Source organism: Alteromonas sp. H39 (assembly GCF_047556435.1).
In the GTDB taxonomy this organism is placed as follows: domain Bacteria; phylum Pseudomonadota; class Gammaproteobacteria; order Enterobacterales; family Alteromonadaceae; genus Alteromonas.
This window is the reverse complement of record NZ_CP180210.1, coordinates 3,161,426-3,185,713: the sequence shown is the minus strand read 5'-3', so window position 1 is coordinate 3,185,713 and position 24,288 is coordinate 3,161,426. Positions and strand designations below refer to the sequence as shown.

General features: G+C 47.8%; 16 protein-coding genes and 1 pseudogene. 11 read left to right on the top strand and 6 right to left on the bottom strand.

Annotated elements, in window-relative coordinates; all coding sequences use genetic code 11:
- Positions 1–39 precede the first annotated feature (39 nt).
- The 6 genes from gcvT to ACLBLI_RS13930 all read left to right on the top strand — a co-directional run bounded on the left by gcvT (position 40) and on the right by ACLBLI_RS13930 (position 6,868).
- Positions 40–1,119, top strand: a complete 1,080-nt coding sequence (gene gcvT / locus ACLBLI_RS13955; protein ID WP_414828198.1) for a glycine cleavage system aminomethyltransferase GcvT — start codon at positions 40–42, stop codon at positions 1,117–1,119.
- Between the two features lie 27 nt (positions 1,120–1,146).
- Positions 1,147–1,536 carry a glycine cleavage system protein GcvH gene (gcvH, locus tag ACLBLI_RS13950; RefSeq protein ID WP_414828197.1) on the top strand — a complete coding sequence of 130 codons (390 nt, stop codon included), beginning with the start codon at positions 1,147–1,149 and terminating at the stop codon, positions 1,534–1,536.
- Between the two features lie 90 nt (positions 1,537–1,626).
- Positions 1,627–4,524, top strand: coding sequence for an aminomethyl-transferring glycine dehydrogenase (gcvP, locus tag ACLBLI_RS13945; RefSeq protein WP_414828196.1), 2,898 nt, complete (start codon positions 1,627–1,629; stop codon positions 4,522–4,524).
- Positions 4,525–4,916: 392 nt separating this feature from the next.
- Positions 4,917–5,516, top strand: a complete 600-nt coding sequence (locus ACLBLI_RS13940; RefSeq protein ID WP_414828195.1) for a hypothetical protein — start codon at positions 4,917–4,919, stop codon at positions 5,514–5,516.
- A 71-nt stretch (positions 5,517–5,587) separates the two neighbouring features.
- Positions 5,588–6,663, top strand: a protein-coding gene (locus tag ACLBLI_RS13935) for an IS3 family transposase (RefSeq protein ID WP_414828194.1) whose coding sequence is annotated in 2 segments (ribosomal slippage) — positions 5,588–5,837 and positions 5,837–6,663 — 1,077 coding nt in all. Because the reading frame shifts where the segments join, the coding sequence is not laid out codon by codon here.
- A 1-nt stretch (position 6,664) separates the two neighbouring features.
- The gene (locus ACLBLI_RS13930) at positions 6,665–6,868 is read left to right on the top strand and encodes a hypothetical protein (RefSeq protein ID WP_414828193.1); all 204 of its coding nucleotides are present in this window, start codon (positions 6,665–6,667) and stop codon (positions 6,866–6,868) included.
- Between the two features lie 278 nt (positions 6,869–7,146).
- Here ACLBLI_RS13930 and ACLBLI_RS13925 read toward each other — a convergent pair whose 3' ends face one another.
- Both ACLBLI_RS13925 and ACLBLI_RS13920 read right to left on the bottom strand, forming a co-directional pair.
- Positions 7,147–7,989 carry a WYL domain-containing protein gene (locus tag ACLBLI_RS13925; RefSeq protein WP_414828192.1) on the bottom strand — a complete coding sequence of 281 codons (843 nt, stop codon included), beginning with the start codon at positions 7,987–7,989 and terminating at the stop codon, positions 7,147–7,149.
- Between the two features lie 1,662 nt (positions 7,990–9,651).
- A pseudogene (locus ACLBLI_RS13920) lies at positions 9,652–10,804 on the bottom strand (IS3 family transposase).
- A gap of 140 nt (positions 10,805–10,944) precedes the next feature.
- Here ACLBLI_RS13920 and ACLBLI_RS13915 point away from each other — a divergent pair.
- Positions 10,945–11,523, top strand: a complete 579-nt coding sequence (locus ACLBLI_RS13915) for a DUF4136 domain-containing protein (protein WP_414828191.1) — start codon at positions 10,945–10,947, stop codon at positions 11,521–11,523.
- A 466-nt stretch (positions 11,524–11,989) separates the two neighbouring features.
- Here ACLBLI_RS13915 and ACLBLI_RS13910 read toward each other — a convergent pair whose 3' ends face one another.
- The gene (locus ACLBLI_RS13910) at positions 11,990–13,888 is read right to left on the bottom strand and encodes a PKD domain-containing protein (protein WP_414828190.1); all 1,899 of its coding nucleotides are present in this window, start codon (positions 13,886–13,888) and stop codon (positions 11,990–11,992) included.
- A gap of 487 nt (positions 13,889–14,375) precedes the next feature.
- Positions 14,376–14,993, bottom strand: a complete 618-nt coding sequence (locus ACLBLI_RS13905; protein ID WP_414828189.1) for a glutathione S-transferase family protein — start codon at positions 14,991–14,993, stop codon at positions 14,376–14,378.
- A 131-nt stretch (positions 14,994–15,124) separates the two neighbouring features.
- Between ACLBLI_RS13905 and ACLBLI_RS13900 the strand changes: the two genes are divergently transcribed.
- The 3 genes from ACLBLI_RS13900 to ACLBLI_RS13890 all read left to right on the top strand — a co-directional run bounded on the left by ACLBLI_RS13900 (position 15,125) and on the right by ACLBLI_RS13890 (position 20,639).
- Positions 15,125–15,859, top strand: coding sequence for a helix-turn-helix transcriptional regulator (locus ACLBLI_RS13900; protein ID WP_414828188.1), 735 nt, complete (start codon positions 15,125–15,127; stop codon positions 15,857–15,859).
- Between the two features lie 361 nt (positions 15,860–16,220).
- Positions 16,221–17,516: an efflux RND transporter periplasmic adaptor subunit gene (locus ACLBLI_RS13895; protein WP_414828187.1), complete on the top strand. Its 1,296-nt coding sequence runs from the start codon at positions 16,221–16,223 to the stop codon at positions 17,514–17,516.
- Between the two features lie 3 nt (positions 17,517–17,519).
- Complete coding sequence (locus ACLBLI_RS13890; protein ID WP_414828186.1) at positions 17,520–20,639, top strand: efflux RND transporter permease subunit; 3,120 nt, start codon at positions 17,520–17,522, stop codon at positions 20,637–20,639.
- Between the two features lie 154 nt (positions 20,640–20,793).
- Here the strand turns inward: ACLBLI_RS13890 and ACLBLI_RS13885 are convergent, their stop codons facing one another.
- Positions 20,794–21,897, bottom strand: a complete 1,104-nt coding sequence (locus ACLBLI_RS13885) for an RNA polymerase sigma factor (protein WP_414828185.1) — start codon at positions 21,895–21,897, stop codon at positions 20,794–20,796.
- Positions 21,898–21,899: 2 nt separating this feature from the next.
- Entirely contained in the window at positions 21,900–22,790 is an 891-nt protein-coding gene (locus tag ACLBLI_RS13880) for an alpha/beta fold hydrolase (protein ID WP_414828184.1), read from the bottom strand.
- An 833-nt stretch (positions 22,791–23,623) separates the two neighbouring features.
- Here ACLBLI_RS13880 and ACLBLI_RS13875 point away from each other — a divergent pair.
- Positions 23,624–24,274: a PEP-CTERM sorting domain-containing protein gene (locus tag ACLBLI_RS13875; RefSeq protein WP_414828183.1), complete on the top strand. Its 651-nt coding sequence runs from the start codon at positions 23,624–23,626 to the stop codon at positions 24,272–24,274.
- Positions 24,275–24,288: the final 14 nt, after the last annotated feature.

Here is a 24,288-nt window from a genome sequence, read left to right as displayed (position 1 = left end):
ATACTCTCTAACGTTTTTATTACTAAAAGAGTGAGTCGAATGACCAGCACGACTGCCCTACACGCAAAGCATCTTGAAGCCGGTGCGAAAATGGTAGATTTCTTTGGTTGGGATATGCCAATCAATTACGGTTCTCAAATTGAAGAGCACCACGCGGTTCGCCAGGACGCCGGTATGTTTGATGTGTCACACATGACCATCGTTGATGCCACCGGCCCTCAGGCAAAAGCTTATCTTCAGTACCTCCTTGCCAACGACGTGGCTAAGCTGAAAGAAAAAGGTAAAGCGCTATATAGCGGCATGCTGAATGAAGAAGGCGGTGTGGTAGACGATCTCATCGTGTATCACTTCGATGAAACCAACTATCGTCTGGTAGTGAACTCGGCCACACGCGAAAAAGACATGAACTGGCTGCGCAGCAAAGCCGAAAGCTTTGACGTGACCATCACTGAGCGTCCGGAATTCGCCATGATTGCGGTGCAGGGGCCAAACGCTAAAGAGAAAGCGGCAACGCTGTTCAGCGCGGCACAAAAAGAAGCCGTTGCCGGTATGAAACCGTTTTTTGGTGTGCAGGCGGAAGACTTGTTCATCGCCACTACCGGTTATACCGGTGAAGCCGGTTATGAAATTATGGTACCGGAAGCACAAGCTGCTTCATTCTGGCAGGGCTTGCTGGACGCTGGAGTAAAACCATGCGGCCTGGGCGCACGTGACACACTGCGTCTGGAAGCGGGGATGAACCTGTATGGTCAGGATATGGATGAAACCGTATCGCCACTGGCGGCCAATATGGGCTGGACCATTACCTGGGAACCTGCCGACCGTGATTTTGTGGGCCGTAAGGCGCTGGAAGCTCAGCGTGAAGCGGGTACCGACAAGCTGATTGGTCTGGTGATGACCGAGAAAGGCGTACTGCGTCACGGGCAGAAAGTGAAGACGGAAAACGGTGAAGGCGTGATCACGTCCGGCACCTTTTCACCCACGCTGGGACACGCCATCGGTATGGCACGAGTTCCAGCCGGTGTCGGTGAAACCGTAGAGGTGGAAATGCGTAAAAAGTGGGTTACAGTAAAAGTGGTTAAGCCCAGCTTCGTTCGCAATGGTAAAAGTGTTTTATAAATTTAAGAGACAAGAGCAGGAACAATTATGAGCAATATCCCTAACGATTTACGCTACGCCGCCTCTCATGAATGGGTTCGCCCGGAAGGTGACGGTGTTTACACTGTAGGTATTTCTGAGCACGCACAGGATCTGCTGGGCGACATGGTATTTGTTGAACTGCCGGATGTGGGTGATGAAGTAAGCGCAGGCGATGACGTGGCAGTTGCTGAGTCAGTAAAAGCGGCGTCTGACGTGTACACGCCAATTACAGGTGAAGTGATTGCCGTAAACGAAGAGCTGGAAGACTCACCAGAGCTGGTGAACTCAGACCCTTACGGTGACGGCTGGATGTTCAAAATTAAAGCCTCAGATGCGTCTGAATTTGAAGCCTTGCTAGATGCCGAAGGTTACGAAAACACGCTCGAAGACGAATAATCGTCAGGCACGAATTGAACAATGAAATAAAAGGGGCGGCAAAGTGGCCCCTTTTGTCTTTTTTACTACTGCGGATGCTTACCTAACGTTATGTCGAATTCTTCTCCTACACTGGCTCAGCTAGAGCAGAAAAATGCATTTACCCGCCGCCACATTGGTCCGGGCGAACAGGAAATTCAGGCAATGCTGGACACCATTGGTGCCGAATCGCTTGCCGACTTGATGTCTCAAACCGTACCGGCCGGTATCGAGCTGGACAAACCCATTGAAGTGGGAGAGGGCGAGACCGAAGTCAACGCACTGGCAGCGCTGAAAGCCGTAGCGCAGAAAAACACAGTAAATCGCTCGTTTATCGGTATGGGTTATTACGATACCCATGTACCGAATGTGATTTTACGTAACGTACTGGAAAATCCGGGTTGGTATACCGCCTATACGCCGTATCAGCCGGAAATCGCGCAGGGCCGTCTGGAAGCCATTCTGAACTTCCAGCAACTGACTATTGATCTGACTGGCCTGGAGCTGGCGTCGGCGTCACTGCTGGACGAGGGCACCGCGGCAGCGGAAGCCATGTCGCTGTCTAAGCGCGTGTCGAAAAACAAAAAAGCCAACCTGTACTTCATCGCCGACGACGTTCACCCGCAAACCCGAGACGTGGTTGAAACCCGCGCGGAAATGTTTGGGTTTGGCATTGTGTCTGGCCCGGCTGAAGAAGCGGCAGAGCACGACGTATTTGGTGCATTACTGCAATATCCATCGACTACCGGTGAAATTAAAGACATCCGCGATATCATTGCTGCCGTACAGGCCAAAAAAGGGATTGTGTCAGTCGCGGCCGATCTGATGAGCCTGGTGATGTTGAAATCGCCTGGCGAGCTGGGTGCCGATGTGGCGCTGGGCAGTGCACAGCGCTTTGGTGTACCGATGGGCTATGGTGGTCCACACGCTGCTTTCTTTGCTACTCGCGACAGCTATAAGCGTTCATTGCCTGGTCGTATTATCGGCGTGAGTAAAGACTCCCGCGGACGTCCTGCACTGCGTATGGCGCTGCAAACACGCGAACAGCACATCCGCCGTGAAAAAGCGAATTCCAACATCTGTACTGCACAGGTACTGCTGGCCAATATGGCGTCGTTTTATGCCGTTTATCATGGACCGGAAGGCCTGAAAACTATCGCCCAGCGCATTCATCGCTTTACGAATATTCTGGCGTCGGGCCTGACGCAAAAAGGTCTCGGCCTGAAACACAGCACCTGGTTCGATACCTTAACCGTGCTGGTTGATAACAAAGACGCGGTACTGAAAGCCGCCTATGAAGCCGGCGTAAACCTGCGTGCCGATTTAGACGGTGCGGTGGGTATCTCGATGGATGAAACCACTACCCGCGAAGACATCCAGACCCTGCTAACGGTTCTTCTTGGCGACGACCATGGTCTTACCGTGGATGCGTTAGACGCAGAAGTCACTACGCAAAACAAGCAAGCGATCCCAGCTGATCTGCAGCGCACGTCAGATATTCTGACACATGAAGTATTCAACCAGTATCACTCAGAAACCGAAATGCTGCGTTATATCAAGTCGCTGGAAAACAAAGATCTGGCCCTGAACCATTCCATGATTTCACTGGGCTCATGCACCATGAAGCTGAACGCGACAGCTGAAATGATCCCGGTGACCTGGCCTGAGTTTGGTCAGATGCACCCGTTTGCCCCGGTGGATCAGGCCGCAGGGTATCAGGAAATGATTGCTGAGCTGAGTGACTGGCTGATTAACATCACCGGTTACGATGCGCTGTCTATGCAACCTAACTCGGGCGCACAGGGCGAGTATGCCGGACTGCTGGCTATTCAGCGTTACCATGAAAGTCGTGGAGAAGGGCATCGCAACGTTTGCCTTATCCCAAGCTCTGCCCACGGCACTAACCCGGCATCTGCGCAAATGGTGAGCCTGAAAGTGGTTGTGGTTGATTGCGATAAAAACGGTAACGTTGATCTTAACGATCTTCGCAAAAAAGCCGAAGACGTGGGCGACAACCTGTCTTGCGCGATGATCACCTATCCGTCTACGCATGGTGTGTACGAAGAGACCATTCGTGAAATCTGTGACATCGTACACGAGCACGGTGGCCAGGTTTATATGGATGGCGCGAACATGAATGCCCAGGTTGGTATTACCTCACCTGGCTTTATCGGCTCGGACGTCTCGCACTTAAACCTGCACAAAACCTTCTGTATTCCGCACGGTGGCGGTGGCCCGGGTATGGGGCCGATTGGTGTGAAGTCGCACCTGGCGCCTTTCCTGCCAAACCACACGGTTATCAATATCAATAACGCGGGTAAAGACTGTGGTGCAGTTTCAGCAGCGCCATGGGGCAGTGCGTCTATCCTGCCTATCAGCTACATGTACATTAAGATGATGGGCTCGGCAGGTCTGCGCAAAGCGACCGAAGTGGCCATTCTGAATGCCAACTATGTGGCGAAGTCTTTAGAAGGGCACTTCGACGTGCTCTACAAAGGCCGCAACGGACGGGTGGCACACGAATGTATTATCGATTTGCGTCCGCTTAAAGAAGCCTCTGGTGTAAGCGAGATGGACATTGCCAAGCGTCTTAACGACTATGGCTTCCACGCGCCAACCATGAGCTTCCCTGTAGCCGGTACGCTGATGATTGAGCCAACGGAATCGGAAGCAAAATATGAGCTGGACCGTTTCGTTAACGCCATGATCAGCATTCGCAAGGAAATTGCGAAAGTAGAAAGCGGCGAGTGGGATGCCACCGATAACCCGTTGCACAATGCACCGCACACGCTGGCAGACATTTGCGATAACGACTGGAACCGTGGCTACGATCGCATGCTGGCTGCTTACCCGGCTCCTGAGGTTCATCGCAACAAGTTCTGGCCAAGTGTTAACCGTATAGACGACGTATATGGTGACAGAAATCTGATGTGCTCATGCCCGACCATCGATACGTATAGGGATGAGTGAGCTGATGATAACGACAATTGAAGTTGGAAACCTCGTAATCGAAGTTGGAAACTGAAATTGAAGTTGGAAACTAACTAAGTATAGAAGGCGAACCTGATGGTTCGCCTTTTTATTGGGTAATTATTCATGAACTACCACAATGTATTTGCTGCTAAATTTATAAGGTAATTCTTTCTGCGTTAATACTTGATTGTTTTTATTTCAGGATATAAACCTGTATAGTTTTAAAAAGAGTATCTTAAAAATTAACTACAGTTTTTCATAAAGAGGTAATGGTCTTCATTGTTGAGCTTCATTATGTAAAGGAATATTAGATTTTATAGGAAACTTTTTCTTTACTGTAAATGGTGTCATCAGTAACAGATAATAAGAATCAAGGAATACCAACTCACATGAGCTCTCCAATCAAAAGCACTCAGTTAACTCGTCTTGGGTATGAGTATCAGGACTTAGTATGTATAAGGATATTGGTTAACTGGTACCACGATAGGGATAAATATGAGTGGGTAAAAGTAGAAAGTACCTCATTGCCTGACGCAAAAGTAACTAGTTTAGATGATGTTATTGCCCTTAGACCAGATGGAAAATACGAGCTAACCCAGGTTAAGTTCACAATTGATGCGAACAGAGAGGATCTTACACTTAGTTTTGATTGGCTCACCTATCGAAAAGGGAATGGCACTTCTTTAATTCAAAAGTGGTCCAAAGATTTAACTGAAGCGGTTAAGAATAGTCAACTGGGAAATGCGGAGCTAATAACAAATAGAAGGCCGGACACTGAATTCTCTGCGTGTTTGAAAAATGGAATGATCGACCTTTTCAGTATTCCAAGTAAGCACCTGAAAATTATTGAATCCCAGTTAGGTGGAAAGACCGAGGCTGAGGAGTTCTTTAATAATTTCAACTTCATACATAGTCAACCAACGATTGATAATCTAGAGAATCAGCTTCATGACTCTTTAGTTCCAGACCACACTAATGAAGAGGGCTGACCTCTCCCCCCAAAATAACACCATGACATTGATGAGATTTCCAATAAACTGGAGACAATGGAGATCTCAATATGAAAAAACGCTACAGCGAAGAACAAATCATCAAGGCCATCAAGCAGCATGAAGCTGGCGCAAAGGTGGACGACATCTGCCGCGAGATGGGTATCTCGTCTGGGACTTTTTATAATTGGCGGAGCAAGTATGCGGGCCTGGAAGTTAACGAAGCGAAGCGCCTAAAAGAGCTTGAGTCTGAGAACAATAAGCTGAAGAAAATGCTGGCTGACAAGCTTTTAGAAGTGGAAGCGATGAAGGATGTGCTTTCAAAAAAGTGGTAACGCCAGCAGCAAGAAAGCCTGTCGCCCGTCACCTTATTGATGCGTTTAAGCGCAGTGAACGGGCTGCCTGCAAGCTTGCTGGTGTCAGCCGAACCGCATTCAGATATTGCCATAAGACAAAACCAGATAGCGCTGTGAGCGCTCGGTTGAAGGAGTTAGCGTCACAGTATCCGAGGTATGGATATCTGATGTTGCATGGCCTACTCAAAGGCGAAGGGCTTGTCATCAATCGCAAGCACACGTACCGCCTTTATACCGAAGAGGCCTTGCAAGTGCGGACAAAGAAGCGCAAGAAGCTGACTCGCCCGAGGCAGCCAATAGAGGTGCCAACAGCGCCAGATCAGCGGTGGTCAATGGACTTCGTATCTGATCAGCTTAGTAGTGGTAGGCGCTTTAGGGTGTTGAACGTAGTTGATGATTACTCCCGCGAGATGGTCGGACAGCTGGTGTCTGTCTCTATCAGTGGCCGTCAGGTTGCACGCTTCCTTAGCCAGCTCATTGAGCAAAGAGGAAAGCCAGCAAAAGTGATTTGCGATAACGGAACAGAATTCACCAGTAAGGCGATGTTCTTCTGGAGTAAAGAGACGGGTGTTGAGCTTGGTTTTATCCAGCCTGGCAAACCGACACAGAATGCCTTCGTGGAAAGCCTTAACGGCAAGTTCAGAAACGAATGCCTGAACCAGCATTGGTTCAGAACAATGGACGAGGCACGTTACGAAGTAGATCTATGGCGTGAGCATTACAACCATGTTCGGCCACATAGTTCACTGAATTATTTACCGCCTGTTGAGTATGCAAAACGGGCAGCATAATATGAATAATCTCATCGAAAAAGTGGTGCTAATTCAGGGGAAAGGTCAGATCGAGCAACTTGAAAAACGCCGAGATGTGATGCAATTTGAAGAGTTGTTTGCTCGTATTGAATCGCCATCTTCTACTAGTGCGGCACTTCGTCTTTTTAATGTTAGCAATGAAGAGCTTGCGGCAACTTATAAGCCGAGTCCAACGGAAAGCTAATCTTAAAAATTAGTAACTAGTAGCCGAAATTACTCGTCGAAAAGAAGTTTATAAAAAATCTCCCGCTGATATGGTCATCTTCAATGAGTTGGAGCTTACGATTTCTCAATAGTGCTTTTTTACATTATTAATGACATAAACACGACACTACAGTGGAAAAAAGCATTATTGTGTGTCTAGTCATTTGAGTGAAGATCACCCGACGATTTCTAGTAGTGCTCGAACCTTCAAGTTCTGTGTCGATTAATACATTAACTATCAGTAAATCATGTGCTTGTTTATTTTTCGTTAAACCCTGGGGCCAGTATTAGGGAATTTAAGTTTTCTAATTCATACCTGTTCAATAAGCAGTATTGAAAGTGAAATGGGTTTAAAATTGAATTGGCTGATGAGTCCACCCCAAGCTCAGCTAAAACAAATCCTGCTAAGGCTTCAGACACAATGAGATTGACAACTGGTTTGTCGAGCAAACCAAGATCGAGTTTTAACGCTTCTGGATTTGGATGTTTAATGTGAGGCCCAATGGTTAGAGTGACCTTATTTCGCCATTCAATGTCATCAGGTAGTTCTTTATTGAATTCAGCTGCGTTTGCATCATTAAATCGGATTAACTTAAAATTTTTATAAGTATTATTATCGCTTAAGTCACATGCTCTTACATACCAATTATTTCTGCTTTCAAAGATGGCTGTAGGGAGAATAAGTCTCTCTCGGTTTTTGTAATTCTCTGTTGACGATACGTAGTCAGCTTTCAAGGCTTGCCCAGCATATATAGCCCTACATATTTTGGATACCAAATCTGTATTTAGACTCACATCAATAGAAGCGATTGAGTCTGGTCCTATTGTAGTTAGTAATTTTGTAGGCTCTAAGCGTTGGCCATATGCCATTGCTTTGAGTGCGCTTATACAATTATGAGAAAAGGCGGGGCTGAATTGCGTAGTGGCATCGTATCGCTTCTTTCCAATGTTATATTCGATGTTATCTGCATACGTTTCTCTGTATTGCGTCAGCGTTCTGGTTGCTGTAGCAATAGAAATATCAGCAATTTCCATTAACTCATTTCGATTTACTTTCCCTGTAAACATTAACAAAAAGTCCACGAGTTCAAGTTTATTCACAATGAGATCCTCAATTTGATTCTTAGCATCATTGTAAACTGTATAAATACACTCTTGCAAATCAAATGATTCTGTTTAGTATGTGTACAGGGTGCTTCAAGGCATGATAGCGCAGCAAAATAATGCTTTGTGATAACAGACAGCTAAAGAGTTTTCGGTGGGAGGACTTATGAAGTGGACAAATGATAGTAAAGAGCGATTGTATGAAATCGCAAGGTCTTACGACCCTCAGCTGCTCTCTTTAGAGGAAATCACCGAAGAAAACCCGGTTATAGTTGAACTTGCTCAGAGGTTTGGTGATGAGCCAAAGGCTGTATTGTTTATGCTGGCAAAGATGGGTTTTTTCACCATTGATAAAAGGACTAGCTATAAAACAGGTGTTTTTTACAGAAGAGATAGTAAGACGACTTTTGAAGATTTCTCTATACAGCCTTTATTTGACAAGTTGCCCACAAAAACTTTGGATGAACTTGAGCTAGAACTTACAAAGCTGCTTAAAAATAGAACTCCTTTGGAAAAGAGTTTTGAGCTTTTAGGTGAAAAATTTGCAATCAGCGAGCTAAATATAATTTGTGAGTTGTTTAAAGCTGGATTGCTCAGTTATACGGATGGAAAAGGTTATGAATTTTCAGATAGAGCCTACTTAGAAGAGGGTGAGTCTGTTATTGAGACTGTTGATTACTTAAAACCAAACGAAGAGCTAAAGAATTCGATCAACAAATATCGTTCAGAGGCTTCAAAGCTGTACCAAATGACTAATCATCGCAAACCTTGTTTGGTGCAATCCAATGATGGTACAGGCTTTGGTAAGTCATATGGTGTTATCTCTGAATATATTGAGTATGGGCCCAATCCAACAAGCTCTGGCCCATTCACAAACCTTGTGTTTGTAAGTCCTCAAAAGTCTCAGTTTGATTTTGATAAAGGGTTAGTTCAAAAGGCACAAAACGCAGGTATCGAGTTTGTTGCATTTCTAGCTATGCTCGACTTAACAGACTTAGAGTTTGAGAGTTGGGTCGCATCCCCAAATGGTGAGAAGCGAAAAAACCATGATCTTTACAATTCATGGGTTAGAAAACGTAAAAAATATAAATGGCTTGAAAAGGATCTGACAAGGCTTGCTCAGTCATTGAGAACGGTAGATTCATTGCAGAACCGGATTAATACAGAAGTGAAGACGTATGAAGCTGACAATGCAGAGATAATAAGTGATTTGAAAGCACAGTTGACCGAGCAACGTCGAAATATGGAAAAAACCCTGTTCGATTTATCGCTATCCTGCTTAAATTATAACGCTAAAGCGGCGGATCTTATCACTTTATTTGAGTCTAAAACTGACCTCGATGTCCTTAGATCTGAGATAGTAAAACATTGTATTCCTTTCGCTATAGCTATGGTAAAACCATGCATAATGCTCGCTACCACGAATAAGTTTGACCTGAATATTCGACTGCCACAAAAAAATCCTCAAGGGTTATTTTCTTTTAAATCGATGCCGTTTGACTGCATTGTTGGTGGAAAAAAACACTTAACAGACTCTAATATAAGAACTGGTATGCACTTATCGGATAAGCATGAACAAAGAATCGAATTCTTAAGGAATGACTTTTTCGAAGCCGACGCATCTAACTACTTTAGAGAGAATGGTATTAGTTTTGGGTTCTACCCCGTTTTCACGGACGGTTTGATAAAGACGTAAACTTGTTGTCCTGATTCGCTAGTCTACGTCGCATTCTTGGATTATGAAACAGCTCAATATAGTCGAATATGTCAGCCCTCGCTTCATCCCGTGTTCGGTATTGTCGGTAGTTAATCCGTTCACGTTTTAGTACACCGAAGAAGCCCTCGCAGGCGGCATTGTCTGCACAATGGCCTACCGCACTCATGCTACTGGTTAGATTCTCTCGCTTGAGCAGTTTTTGATAATCACCACTGGTAAATTGCGTTCCGCGATCAGAGTGCAGCACTACGTTATGTTGCTCCTGACGCTGCCAGACTGCCATTTCGACGGCACGCATGACCATGTGCCTGTCCTGGCGATGATGCATTGACCAGCCCACGATGAGTTTGCTGAACAGGTCAAGCACCACACACAGGTAGAGCTTTCCTTCCAGTGTCGCGATTTCAGTGATGTCTGTGACCCACTTGGTTTCCGGCTCCTGCGCCGTAAAGTCACGCTCAAGATGGTTGGCAAGCCCGGAAGGACGCACTGACTTTCGTTTTGCGCCTCTTCCTTTTTTGCGCGGCCAGCCGTAGATACCGTTCACAGCCATAATCTTGGCGATACGATTTAGGCTGACCTCGATACCTTCGGCTTGCAGGTCTTCATGCATCCGCGGCGCGCCAATGATGCCGCCGCTGTCGTCGTGAATTTCTCGTATTCGCTCAAGCAGTTGTGCATTGGCGATGTCACGCGCACTAGGCTGACGCTCCACCCACGCGTAATAACCACTCGGTGACACGTTCAGGCAGCGGCACATCATGCGCACTGCAAAGCTTTCGCGGCAACGCGATATCGCCTGATACCTTACGGTAACTCTTTGGCGAAGAACGTTGCCGCTTCTCGCAAAAAATCGCGTTCCTTTTTGACTTTCGCTAGTTCTCGTTTCAGTTTCGCCATTTCTTCATCACGAGGGCTGCCATGGCCTTTAAATGCCTGGTCTTTGGCTTGTTTAGCTTCACGCTTCCAGCGATTTAACAGGTTGGGATTAACACCGATATCCAGTGCTATCTGGCGACAGCTCACACCCGGTTGCTGGGTGAGTAAAACTGCTTCACGTTTAAACTCTGGAGAATATTTTCTTCGTTTGGTCATAGACACTCCTTCTGGGCCCATTATGCCTTCTTATGGATGTGTCCGTAAAATCTGGGTAGAACCCTTGTCGTCTATCGGTAGCGATCCTTATTACCAATGTTCTACGTTCAAACATTATGATGTTCTTAAGTGGATTCCCTATGCCTATTTTACAAAAACGTAACTATGCTCCTCGTTTGTTTATACTATCTCTATTCGCCTTGCTGTTACTTGCCGGATGCGCGTCGAGCAAACCGCAAGTCAAGATGCTTGATGACTATAACTTTACGTCAGTGGAATCGTTCTATGTCAGGCCTCCCCTTAATTCTGTGAATCAGGTGGTAGAAGAGCATATAGCGGTTGCTATCACTGACGTGCTGACCCAAAAAGGGCTCAAGCCTGTTCCCAAGGACGATGCGGATGTTGAGGTAGGCTTTTTTCCTTCCACCGCGTTAAAAGAAGACGGTAAATCTGTCAGCATTGGGCTGGGAACCGGCGTATTTGGACGCTCAAGTGGTATTTCGCTTGGCAGTGTGTTTAATATTCCGGTAGGGGAACAGGCTACTCAATATCAGAATCTGCAAATTGATATTATTGAAAACGGCACGTTCATATACAGTGCCGCCGGAAGTGCTGAACTGGAGTCTCACGACAGCATCACTATTCAAACAGCCTTGACCAAACTGGTTGATGACTTGCTTGCCGCCTATCCAGGTAGCGTTCCTGATACTGCGGATTAAATGTAAATGAGCTCTTCAGACTCGACTAATAATAAAATGGCTGCATGTAAACTGGAATATTGAGCGTCGCTATCAAATCTGGTTGATAGCAAAATTGGCTTATCATCTGGGGCGATTAGTTAAGTAAGGCCATACAACCAAAGTACAGGCCTTACTGCAAAGTGCATTGACCGTCACTGGGTTGTTAGTCTGTCTGAATGTAAAGCCACGGAAGGACGTAAAAGTTCTTTAATCTCACCTACAACGTCTCAGGTCTTCGTGTAAAGCTAGCAGCACAATTCTTGAAGGGTTTACCACCGTCACTCGCAATCAACGTTGCTGCGCGGTCTTGCAGATAAGATAACGTTATCAAATAGAAAGTTATTGAAACTGGCTTATTTTTGTTTTGCTTTGCGAAGCGCAATTTGTGAGTAGGTTTATTGCGGGAGTGTGCCTCCGCGACCAGTATGGTCGCGGAGGGATAGTCTTAAGGTAGGCTTCTGGAAGCTTCCCACATTACGGTATAGTCATGCTCAGGAATGTAAATCTTGAAGCGTAGGAATTGGCTCCCTTCAAGACTTCCCGGGAATACTAATGAGAATCGTACTACTTCACCAGCCTCTATGGTTGACGTTCCGTCTGGAAGCCCATTGAAGTATGGGTCGACCACATTATTTTCATCATACGACTCCACTTCAACCGTTATCGGTGCGCCTGTAACTTCTAGTTCAAAGTCACCTGTTTCAAAGTCATCCTCAAGGGCCACACCGATATACGTTCCTGTAAACCCGTTGGCGAGCAACTGGTTATTTCTCTCTCCATTTTTTAAGACCCAAAATTTTATTTGAGGGTGCGACAACGTGATGGTAGTAACGTCCGTGCTTGTTAGCTCGCCATCGCTAACCTCTAAGTAGAATACGTAGTCGCCAGACTTGTCTGCGGTAAATGTCGCTTGCTCCAGGGTGTCGTTAGATAAATTTGCTTGCGATCCTTCCGGTTGACTGGACAGTGTCCATTGATAGGTAAGCATATCACCGTCAGGATCCGTTGATGCTGAGCCATCCAGGGTGTAGGTTTCTGAAATTTCGCCTAATTGATTTTCACCTGCGTTTGCTACTGGCGCAGAGTTACCAATTTCGATGGTCACTGTAGTTGTTTCTGGCTCGCTATCAAAGACGCCATCATTTACCACTAACGTGACCAGATATTCACCTTCAACATCAGGTGTAAAAGTGGTAGAAGCCGAGGCATTATCATCCAGTACCACGGTGCTGCCATCTGGCGGCGATAGTGACCACAGGTAATCCAGCGCTTCATCTTCAGGATCGTAACTCGCGGAACCATCTATTGTAATTACGTCCCCCACTTTGCCTGTTTGATTCGCACTGGGTGCCGCAACAGGAGGAAGGTTTTCATTATCCGCAGTGATCTCAACGGTATCGCTGTCGGTCAGCCCTCCCTCATCAGTCACGGTCAGGGTGGCGCTATAAGTGCCTGGAATATCTGGAGTAAATGAAGCAAACATGTTGTTCGCGTTAGCAAGTACGGTAGCACTGTCTGCTGGTACTGTGAGCGTCCATGAATAGGTAAGTTCGCCCATTTCTTCATCGTAAGAATTACTTCCGTTTAACTGGTACGTATGCGCTGTGAGAATATTCGCATCGCGTCCTGCATCGGCTACCGGAGGCGTATTGGATGCTGACACCTCGATAGTGCGAACGGTTTCACTGCTACCTCCTAAGTCATCGGTAACCCGGACAGTCACCTCATATGTACCTTCGACATCGGGCGTAAACTCGGTTTTCGCTGCGTCTGAAGTACTTAATGAGGCAGAAGATGAAGAGGGGGTATCTATCGTCCAGTTCCATGTAACAATTTCACCATCTGGATCAAATGACGAACTGGCATCAAATTCGATAACTTCACCGATAATAGAGTCCTGTGCTTCAACACCCTGTATCACCGGAAGTTTATTCACGTTTTCGATGTTAAGAGAAACATCTTTGTTTGTCGTTTGCCCATTACTTGCGGAAACAGTAAACCTAAAGACAGCCACATCACCTTCGGGGCCAACCTCAGGTGTCATGAAGCCTAAGTTCATGTCCGAGGGAGAAATCTGCATTTCGGGGCCGGAAACCTGAGTCCATGAGAAATCATCGATATTGCTTTCGGAATCTACTGTGGGGCTGAAATTTCCGGATGAGTTTTCGCTAAGGGAAATGTCTGATAAGCCATTGATGGTTGGTGGTGTGTTTGATTCGGAGGGGGGAGGAGTAGGTGTACCGCCGTTGCCGCCATTGCCGCCGCTACTATCGCTACCGCCGCCGCCACCGCCGCAACCAACAAGACTTAATAATAAAAGAGTGGGTGCAATCCATTGTTTCATACTTGATGCCTTCTAAAATGACGCTAATTTCAAAATCGCTGAGCCGCAGATGCATCTAGACTGCTGCATGCTTCTTCGTCTCTGAAATTAAATTTCTTCAACAGCATCTCTACGGAGGCTATCTTAAAAAAGTTTAACTTGTTTTGACGTATTTAAGAGGAATTTAAAAAAATATTTTCGCCACATCGGTGATCTATTTTTGCGGTGTATATAATGAAAGTGAAGGTGTAATAACAGCGTTTTTTGCCGCTCACTTTTCAGGCTCAATTTGTGGGGAGAGGCCTGATAAATTTATTCATGAGCTCTGAAATAAGCGTCAACTTGATTACTATGGAGTTTCACGATATCCAAAGAGTGACACGGGTGTTCTCACTCTTACTTCACAGGGCTGTGCAGCTATTATTACTACATGATAAGTTACAACAAGGCGTCATCTTTCACCCCGGGGTGACCGGGGCTATTAAACTTTACGATGTTGGTGACAAAGTTAAACGAGGCGGTTACCTGCTGCATGCTCCATCATTTCAGGATGTGCCCGCAGATAACAGGGGCGCTGGCGAATACGTGAGACGTAGGCAGCAACTCTGGGCGATACAGCAATCCACTCAAACTTGGCAGCGAAATCCAGCAGGCCGCCAAACACGATATCAGCTGCAGTGAACTCATCGCCCAATGCCCAGCCACTGACCGGCGTCATTTTCTCGATAGTATCCATTACCCGTGTCATGTCACCCCAACCTACAGAGTATGCATCTGGATGGGCCATATTGGCTGATGCCAGAGAGAGTGCCGGTTCGATGGTGTTCCCGGACACGAAGAGGTAGCGATAATAAACGCCGCGTTCGGGCGAGCCCACCTCCGGCGCTAATCTGTTTTGCGGAAACTTATCTGCAAGGTATGCGCAAATGGCGGCGGTTTCTGTGATCACTGCCTCGCCGTCAACCAGCGTGGGGAGTTTCTTCATCGGATTTTTGCGATGCAAGTCGTCAAGGTTGCTATCCTTGCTGGCAAAATCTATCAGGATTTGTTCGTACTCGGTATTCAGTTCTCTGAACATCCAATCGATGGTGACACTTCTGCTTCTTGGGTTGAAATATAGTCTCATTGCCGGTATTCCTTTTTAATTCGCTAATGTTGTGTGTGAAAACGGGGATCTCATGGGGCACTGGTTACCTGCATTGCCGCCACGAGAATAAGTGTATGGAGAATTGTGCCGCTTAATGGCATATTAGATTGATGACAAATCGTAGTTTTTCTCAACGCACAGACAGACGCAGCCGTTTAATTGGGTTACTGCAGTCTGAGGAGTACTGGCAAACCTCACAGTTGCGTGAGCATCTTGGTATTAGCCAGCGCACGCTGATGCGGGAACTGGCCGGGCTCCGGGAGGCAGGTTACCCTATTGAATCTGACCGGGGGCGCGGTGGTGGCGTTCGCCTTTCCGGGCGCTGGGGGATAGAGCGGCTGAATTTAAGTCACCGGGAAGTGGTTGAATTAATTCTGTCTCTGGCCATTATGGAAAACCTGCAATCGCCATTGCTTACAGTCAATCTGAAGCACATTAAACAGAAATTGTTTCAGGCGTTTCCACAAAAGCAACGTAATGCCGTTAGCGATATTCGCAAGCGCATTATGGTGGGGAATAACGCCGCTGCTAACATTGCCACTCATTACCATTCTCCTTGCCAGACAATTTCTGAGCAAATCGCCGAAGCTTTTCTGGCCCGTCATTATCTGGAGATAGCGTACCAGGCTGAGAACGCGGACATGACCCGTCGGGTAATAGAAGTGCACTTTATTCTGCTCAACTGGCCAATCTGGTACATCATCGCGTGGGACCACCTTCGCGATTCCACCCGGGTTTTCCGTATTGACCGGGTTAAACAGGCCACCATTGCCGAGGGACATTTCCGACCTCGCCCCAAAGAGACTTTCTCAACAATTTACGCGCCGTTTTTTAAAACCATTTAGTGGCAGGTTCGCTGCTACTCAATGCCTGCGCGGCTTTCTTGTCAATAACCAGCACACGCCAACGCTATTATTGTGATTACCTGACGTATTTAATTATGAAAATGAATGCGGCTTGAAGCCTCTACTACCACGACGCAATGTTTTCCGAAGCCCTGGCGCATGCGTTGTAAGTACAGCGAGTCGCATCATCGTCATGTTTTTGACGACGATACACCACAACCTTAAAAATATGTCATCTTCTTACAGTTGATCGCCTGTAATCTGCCTTCCGTATCAAAAGGTCAATTCGCAATATAAATCAATTGTTTGCATCAGCTACCTGGCTAATGCAGCTATCAGCCGAGACGAGTAGGGATTACCAATGTCGCGATACCTCCATCAATCTATGTTTTCTATGGGGACCAGTACACGAGGTTTTGCGTACGTGTGTAGTCTGCTTGTGTTACTTACTCTCGTGGCCTGCAGCGATGACAAATCAGGCTCGCAGCAGGACAGCGAAGCGGGGGGGCCGAACGCAGGTAGTCAGCAAGCAATGCCGGTGGGTTTTCTCAATATTCGTCCCTCGCGTATCGACTATACAGAAAAACTTCCCGGTCGCGTCGTCTCGTACCGTGTAGCCCAGATCCGGCCACAGGTTAGCGGTATCATTCAGGAGCGTTTGTTTGAAGAAGGCTCGCTGGTAGAGGAAGGCGAGCAACTGTATCAGATTGACCCAGCGCGATATCAGGCCGACCTGGAAATGGCGCAGGCGAATCTGGAAAGTGCCAGAGCCGCTGTAGCCAATGCGCAGGCGATTGTAGAGCGATACGACAGCCTTGCTGCCAGCAAGGTATTGAGCGAACAGGAATTTGATAACGCTAAAACCGAACTTCAACAAGCTAAAGCAACGGTAAGTCAGGCCGAAGCGGAAGTGAAAAGCGCGCAAATTAATCTGGCCTACACTAAAGTGTATGCGCCAATCAGCGGATTTATTGGCCCTTCTACGGTAACCAAGGGCGCGCTGGTCACGCAGCAACAGTCAGAGCCGTTAGCCGTAATACGTCAGCTGGATCCGGTATATGTGGATCTTTCCCAATCGGTTGGTGATGCGCAGAAACTTAAAGCCCGTTTGATAGAATCCCGCGTGCAAGAGCGCGAAGATGAAAACTTCGAGGTGAGCTTATTTTTATCTGACTCTGACGAGCCTTATCCACACAAAGGCAAGCTGGATGCAACCGATCTGGCGGTTGATGAACAAACCGGCGCCATTCGTCTGCGCTCAGTATTCCCCAACCCTGAAAATCGTCTTTTGCCCGGTTTGTTTGTGCGCGCATCCATTGAAGACCTGGCGTCATCTGCAGCGCTCGTAGTGCCGCAAAAAAGTGTACAAATTGGTGACGGCGGTGAAAAGCATGTGTGGCTTGTCAGCAGCGACAATAAGGCTGTTAAAAGGAAGATTACAACCGGCGTAGCATATCAGGACAAATGGGTGATTGAGGATGGCCTGAGCGAAGGTGACCGGGTGATTGTTGAAGGTACCATGAACCTGCAAGAGGGAGCGCCTGTTAAGCCTTCGAATGTCAATCAAAGCCCCGACAAGCAAGACCAGCAGCGAGGATCTTCAGGCAGCGGTAAAGAGAACGCAGACAATACCGGCACCTCACAGGGTGGGCGTTAATTTATGTTTTCTAAGTTTTTCATTGCCCGTCCTATTTTCACGATTGTTATTGCCCTTCTGATTATCGGTGCAGGCATTTTCTCGGTAACCAGTTTGCCCCTTGAGCAATATCCAAGCATTGCGCCGCCGAAAGTATCCATTTCTGCTACCTACCCGGGAGCGTCGGCGCAAACACTGGAAAATACCGTAACTCAGGTTATCGAAAAAAATCTCACCGGCATCGATAATCTAAGATATATCCAGTCTCAAAGCTCGTCGGCGGGAACCGCCTCCATTACACTTACTTTCGAGCCCGGCACCGATCCAGATATCGCGCAGGTCCAAACACAAAACAAAGTGTCGCAGGCGCAGTCTTCGTTGCCGCCGGTGGTTCAGCAGCTTGGCGTAGCGGTGGAGAAAGCCGGTAGCAGTTACGCGCTAATCGTGAGCTTTTCCTCGAAAAGCGGGAATATGAACCGCAATGACATTTCTGATTTTCTGGTTTCCAATCTGGAAGAACCTTTAAGCCGCGTTAATGGAGTGGGGCAGATCCAGACGTTCGGGCCTGAGCACGCTATGCGTATCTGGCTTGACCCTCACGCCATGAATAACTTCAACATCACAACGCTGGATGTCATCAGCGCCATTGAAGAGCAGAATGTACAGCTTGCCTCGGGGGAAATTGGCGGCGCGCCATCGGTGGAAGGGCAGCAGCTAAATGCGACGATCACTGCCCAGACACTGCTTACCAGCCCCGAAGAGTTTGAGCAGATCTTACTGTCAGTGAATTCAGATGGCTCTCACGTCTCCTTAGGCGATGTGGCACGCATTGAAATTGGCGCTGAAAGTTACCGGGTGATCGGACGCTGGAACCGCCAGCCAGCCTCTGGTATTGCGATTGAGTTATCGCCCTCAGCCAACGCGCTGGAAACTATCCAGGCTGTTAAGGCGCGGGTTAACGATTTTGACAACATTATTCCCGATGATCTGGAAATTCAGTATCCGGTGGATATCTCTCCGTTTATCGAAGCCTCTATTTTTAACGTAGTGGAAACTCTTGGCATCGCTGTCGTGCTGGTGGTGCTGGTCATTTATATTTTCTTGCAAACACTGCGGGCCACCTTTGTCCCCGCAGCCGCCATTCCTATTGTCTTGCTTGGTACATTCGCCTTTCTCGCTATTATGGACTACTCCGTAAACGTACTGACACTGTTCGCCTTGGTGCTGGCTATCGGTATGCTGGTGGATGATGCCATTGTGGTAACAGAAAATGCCGAGCGTAAACTCGAAGAGGATGATTCTCTTACTCCGAAAGAAGCGGCAAGGCTGGCGATGAAAGAGATTTCGTCGGCGCTGTTAGGCACTACGGTGGTGATATGGGCGGTGTTTCTGCCGATGGCGCTGTTTGACGGCTCAGTGGGTGTGATATACCGGCAGTTTGCGATCACTATCTCTGCTGCCATGGGGCTGTCTTTATTTGTGGCGCTGACGCTGTCACCCACCTTGTGCGCCATTTTTCTGGAGCAGGGGAAAAAAGAAAAACAAAGCGGTTTCTTTGGGTGGTTTAACCGCGGCTTTGGCAAACTGCGGGGTGCTCACGAAAGCTTGCTTAACCGCACTTTGAATAACCGCATCATTTTACCGGTAGTATTTCTTTCAGTAATTGGGGCCAGTGTACTGATATTCCTGCGCATTCCCACGTCGTTTTTACCCGAAGAAGACCAGGGACGGATGTTCACGCTGGTTACCGGACCACCCAGCACCACGTTGCAACAAACCCGCGACAAAATAGAAAAAGTCGAGGATTTTTATCTGGATAATGCCGGAGATGCGGTAGAGGGGCTATTTACTGCAGCCGGGTTCAGCTTTTCAGGGCAGGCGCAGAATGTTGGTATCGCCTTTGTGAAAATGAAAGACTGGGAGGATCGCGGCGAGGGTGGCAGTGTGTTTGAAATCCAGAAAAAAGCGACGCAAGCCCTGTCGGGCGTATCAGACGCGATGATCATTCCGCTTATTCCGCCACCGGTCAGTGCGCTAGGCAATGCCAGTGGTTTTGAGTTTCAACTGATCGATCAGGGCGGATTGGGACATCAGGCGTTGGTGCAGGCCAGTAACCAGTTTTTAGCACAAGCCAATCAAAGCTCAATGCTAACGGCGGTTCGTTTCAACGGATTATCTGATAACCCGCAATACAGTCTTGATGTCGACACCATTAAAGCGCGTGCGTTAGGTGTACCAATATCGACAATTAACCAGACGCTGAGTGCTGCGCTGGGTGGCGCGTATGTGAATGATTTCATTGAAAACGGACGCATCAAACGTGTATACGTTCAGGCCGAAGACAAATACCGCATGCTGCCTGAAGACATTAATGACTGGTACGTGCGTAACGAGCAAGGCGGCATGGTACAGCTTAAAGAAATTGCCTCGGGGGAGTGGACATATGGTCCCCCTAAACTCACCCGGTTTAACGGCAGTTCATCCCGCGAAATTCAGGGCTCGACCACCCCGGGAGTCAGCTCGGGTGAAGCACTGCAGGAGGTTGAACGGATTGCAGACACGTTACCGGATGGTATTGATATTGCCTGGACGGGTCTGTCGTATGAAGAGAAGCAAAGCGGCAACCAGACTCTGCTTTTGTACAGCATCACCATTATTGCGGTGTTTATGATCTTGGCCGCGTTGTATGAAAGCTGGGCAATCCCGCTGGCCATCATGTTAACCGTGCCATTCGGGATCTTTGGTGCCGTACTGGCTACCTGGCTTACTGGACAGGCTAACGATGTGTATTTTCAGGTTGGGCTTTTGATGACAATTGGGCTGGCAGCAAAAAACGCCATTCTTATTGTGGAGTTTGCGCAGCATAACGTGAATGAGGGCATGGAGCCTTTTGACGCGGCACTAACCGCCGCAAAGCAGCGGCTGCGCCCTATATTAATGACGTCGCTGACCTTTATCCTGGGCGTTATGCCGCTGGCCTTCGCCGCCGGGCCGGGCTCTGGTGCACAAAATGCGATCAGTATTGGTGTGCTGGGTGGGATCACTGCTACCACCTTGTTTGTGGTGCTGTTTGCCCCGTATTTCTTCCTGTGGGTAAACCGGGTGTTTGGACACACTGCCAAAACCAGTGAAAGCCAAAAATAAGTAGGAAAGTCGTTCAACGGACATTCGCTGAGTGGCTGCATCAAACTGCTGCAGTGACACAGTAAAAATCGCTTGAGGTGGAGCCGAGCATACAGTGTGCTCGGCTGCGATTGGGACAATGGTAATTCCGGGCGCGAGTGAGCTGAGCGGCCCTTTAGAAAAACGGCCTGCCGCTGGCATAAAGGCCGATGAACATGGCGGCATTCCCCACAATTACTCCGGCGTAGAGTCCGAAACGGCCGCTACAAAAGCCAAACAGGCTGCGCGTTGGCGCTGCCTGGCGCTGCTTTTGCTCATCGATGATCATGTTCTGCATTTTCATCGTTTGCACAAAAATTACACCCATCATCAATTGATAAGCGATAACCGGGGCTACCCAACCTGCTGTAAACTCATAAGCGGCTGCCCAGAGTGCACCGGTTATCAAAGTGGCAACAACAGTGCGGTTGCGTTCTTTTTTTAACGCCGCTTTCCGCTCTTCATTCTGCATATGCCGTAGGGGAATGCTGGCGCTGATATACACCGTGAGTGCCCCCACTACGGCGGCAAGCATGGCACCGCTAAGCAGCCACTTTACCGCGCCCCAGAAACTGCCGCCGGTAACAGAGCTGGTGGCTGCGTGCACCGGAGTGCTGAAACCTCCACCAATAAGTGCCGTCGCACTTATAGCCATTGTCGGGGCGGTGGAAAGGATAACGGTGCCGTATCTGTCCAGCAGTTTCTCACGTAGCGACTGGCGGGCGCGGCGAAGCTGCTGGCGCACAGTATCATCTGAAATGCTAAGCAACTGGGCAACCTGCGCACTGGATTGCTCTTCACGGTAAAACAGCAGCACGATTTCACGGGTTTCCCTGGGCAGTTCGTCAACAACGCGGGCCAGCACCTTCGCCTGCTGGTCGCGGGTCAATTCAGTTTCGACACTGTCATTGTCGTTACAGAATTGCGCGAACAAGATGTCGGCTTCTTCGCTGCTGGCACGTTGCGATACTTTGTTATCTCTTAGGTAATTAAACGCCGCATAGCGGGTGGACTGACGCAACCAGGGCATAAAGCTCGCTGGGTTTTTTAAGGTACTCAGCTTCTGCCAGCACTGAATATAAACCTGTTGGGTAACTTCTTCGCTGGCATCGAGATCTTTCACCACCGCCAGCGCAATGCTGCTGATAGTATTACGTGTGGCCTGAATTAACCGCGTAAAGGCAGTGCTGTCGCCGTCCATTGCCAGACGAACATCCTGTTCCAAAATTTGGGCACTCATGACTATTCTCCCAAAAACGCGGTGATGTGCTTATTTAACCATGCAGGATCATCAAGCATGATGAAATGCCGCGATTGTGTATTCATTATTACCTTAGCATGCGGGGCCTTAGCAAGTTGCGCCTGGTACAGCGATGCTGCGTAATCGTGTTCCGACCGATTATTAAACGCCCCTGATGCACCAAGAAGTAAGATTGGGGTGGGGTTGTCAGCAAGTGATGAACGTAAGTCCCGGGTCATTATATCGTGGGTAATCTGGCCCACGGTGGCAGGGTCTGACTGCCGCGCATAATCTAACACCTGTTGTTGTGCTTTCTCTGACGTTGCCTGTATGGCAATACCCATACGGGTTTGCGAAACAAGTTGGTCGTGGCTGAGTTGACTGTACATTGCGAGAAGTTGCTCTGCCTGTGGGCGCAAATGCTCTGCCGTTGTGTCATTGTTGCGGGTAAAGAGCGGGCCAATAAAGGGAAGGCCGTCTACCGATATGACTTTTTTAATATCTACCGCCGGATTGACCGCCAGGGCCAGTGCCAGGAATCCGCCAAAACTATGACCGATGACAACCGGCGAAGCCAGTTTCTGCTGCTGTATATAATCGACGATTGCCTGCTCAATACTTTCTGCCGTTGTTCCCTGCGCTTTGGGTGTTATGCCAAAGCCAGCGACGTTAACAATGTGTACCTGGTAGGTTGTCGATAACGCTTCTGTTGTGCTCTTCCATACGGAGCCATCTGACATGAGTCCTGGGATAAGAATAACAGGCTCACCATTGCCGTGAACCTGAACCCGGATAACGGATTGTTTAGAGGTGACTTGCGCACTCAGACTGAATGACATGAGAGGCGTTAGGACGGTGAAAATGTAGGCAAGATAAAGATGTAATTTTTTCATAATAGCTTCCTGAAATAAGGTTTCAGTACCAAGAAACCACAAGCGATAATTTTGTGACAAAAAAAGCGAAATAAATGACAGAAAGGTGCAAATGTGGGCACCTGAAGGTGTGAATCAGGTAACTGAAATCATAGAGGATGTCGACCACGGCGGACATACCGGGAATTAGCGTTGACAGCAAAGGCTGGCAGAAGACGTACCCGTGTCGGCTTGCTGTTATTCACTTATGTCACCGGCGCTAAGGTCAATTTCTTAAGGCTAAAACATAACCGGTGTTGCGCGCTGGGTGGCTCAGCATAAAAGCAATCTCATATTTTCTTAAAAGCTGTCCACGCAGGCTGGGCGAGAAGGCTATTCGCAGAAAGTGTTACTACGAACATTCTCGATGCTGGCTTTGCGTATTTTCAGTCATCCAAGGAGGCCCGGCGAGCGTCGCAAACCGTCGGTAAAATGCGTATGGGCAATATAAACGAGTAAGCTTACCGGACGATATTCTTATGGCGCAACGCTCGCCCAACGTGTTAGGAATTCTTTGCAATGTGTCACTTAAGCGAACATACCGTGAGTGCTGATGCGGTACGCCTTCCTCTTAAAGATAATATTATCATAATAAAAGGGTGTAATTTTAGAGCTTTGTCATCGCTAACTATCAAAACATTCCCTTTTACTTCCTTTCTGCCTTCATAAAAGAGTGAAAAGGTAAGTTTCTTTACTTTTTTTACTTCATAGCAGCCTGGCTGTTTACTAATTTGTTATTTATGTTAATGATATATTAAGTAATACAATAGTATAGTAATAAATATTTTGCCTTTTGGTAAACAGGAGAAAGAAACATGAAGAGCACACATGTCATGACGGCACTTGGCAAAAGGGTAGTCACCGGCGTTTTGCTGTTATCCGCACTGACAGCGCCGATGGCTCAGGCCGAATTTATCAACACCGACTTCTCTGCCGGATACAGTGGGTGGGAAGCTGAAGTCACTAAATACGACTACAACACGTTTTCTAATTCCACCGTAAGCGGGGATGTCTTCGGCGATTATCCCGATAATTTCGATATTAGCGGGACCGCTGTCACGCTTTCTACATCTTGGGATCAGAGCGCTGATTACTGGAATATAGCCATGTTTCAGAATGCGCAATTGTCACCACTGATGATGGGGCAATCACTGTGGCTGTCACTCAGTGTCTCCTCATTTCTCTCTGATCCGCTGAGTGATTTTTTCTATGTTCAGCTCAGAGACCTGTCAACTGATGACATTTTTGATGTCTCGTCGGGAAGAGCCTTCAACCTGACTGCATGGGCAGGCAGAGCGGTGAGTTTCGAGTTTGGACTAATCGATAACGACTTCTTGCCTGAAGACAGTCTGTCTGTCAGCGATATCCGTTTCCAGGTAGAAGCCGCGTCGGTATCAGAGCCTTCAGCGCTTTTCCTTGCAGGATTAGGTGGACTGTTTCTCAGCTGGCGCCGCGCTCGCCGGTAATCATCCATTATTGT

What these genes read in the sequence shown, in the direction of transcription:
- ACLBLI_RS13930 (WP_414828193.1), top strand. Translation starts at nt 6,665, where the DNA reads ATGAATAATCTCATCGAAAAAGTGGTGCTAATTCAGGGGAAAGGTCAG.
- gcvH (WP_414828197.1), top strand. Translation starts at nt 1,147, where the DNA reads ATGAGCAATATCCCTAACGATTTACGCTACGCCGCCTCTCATGAATGG.
- ACLBLI_RS13915 (WP_414828191.1), top strand. Translation starts at nt 10,945, where the DNA reads ATGCCTATTTTACAAAAACGTAACTATGCTCCTCGTTTGTTTATACTA.
- ACLBLI_RS13895 (WP_414828187.1), top strand. Translation starts at nt 16,221, where the DNA reads ATGTCGCGATACCTCCATCAATCTATGTTTTCTATGGGGACCAGTACA.
- ACLBLI_RS13880 (WP_414828184.1), bottom strand. Translation starts at nt 22,790, where the DNA reads ATGAAAAAATTACATCTTTATCTTGCCTACATTTTCACCGTCCTAACG.
- ACLBLI_RS13875 (WP_414828183.1), top strand. Translation starts at nt 23,624, where the DNA reads ATGAAGAGCACACATGTCATGACGGCACTTGGCAAAAGGGTAGTCACC.
- ACLBLI_RS13900 (WP_414828188.1), top strand. Translation starts at nt 15,125, where the DNA reads ATGACAAATCGTAGTTTTTCTCAACGCACAGACAGACGCAGCCGTTTA.
- gcvP (WP_414828196.1), top strand. Translation starts at nt 1,627, where the DNA reads ATGTCGAATTCTTCTCCTACACTGGCTCAGCTAGAGCAGAAAAATGCA.
- ACLBLI_RS13890 (WP_414828186.1), top strand. Translation starts at nt 17,520, where the DNA reads ATGTTTTCTAAGTTTTTCATTGCCCGTCCTATTTTCACGATTGTTATT.
- gcvT (WP_414828198.1), top strand. Translation starts at nt 40, where the DNA reads ATGACCAGCACGACTGCCCTACACGCAAAGCATCTTGAAGCCGGTGCG.
- ACLBLI_RS13910 (WP_414828190.1), bottom strand. Translation starts at nt 13,888, where the DNA reads ATGAAACAATGGATTGCACCCACTCTTTTATTATTAAGTCTTGTTGGT.
- ACLBLI_RS13940 (WP_414828195.1), top strand. Translation starts at nt 4,917, where the DNA reads ATGAGCTCTCCAATCAAAAGCACTCAGTTAACTCGTCTTGGGTATGAG.
- ACLBLI_RS13885 (WP_414828185.1), bottom strand. Translation starts at nt 21,897, where the DNA reads ATGAGTGCCCAAATTTTGGAACAGGATGTTCGTCTGGCAATGGACGGC.
- ACLBLI_RS13905 (WP_414828189.1), bottom strand. Translation starts at nt 14,993, where the DNA reads ATGAGACTATATTTCAACCCAAGAAGCAGAAGTGTCACCATCGATTGG.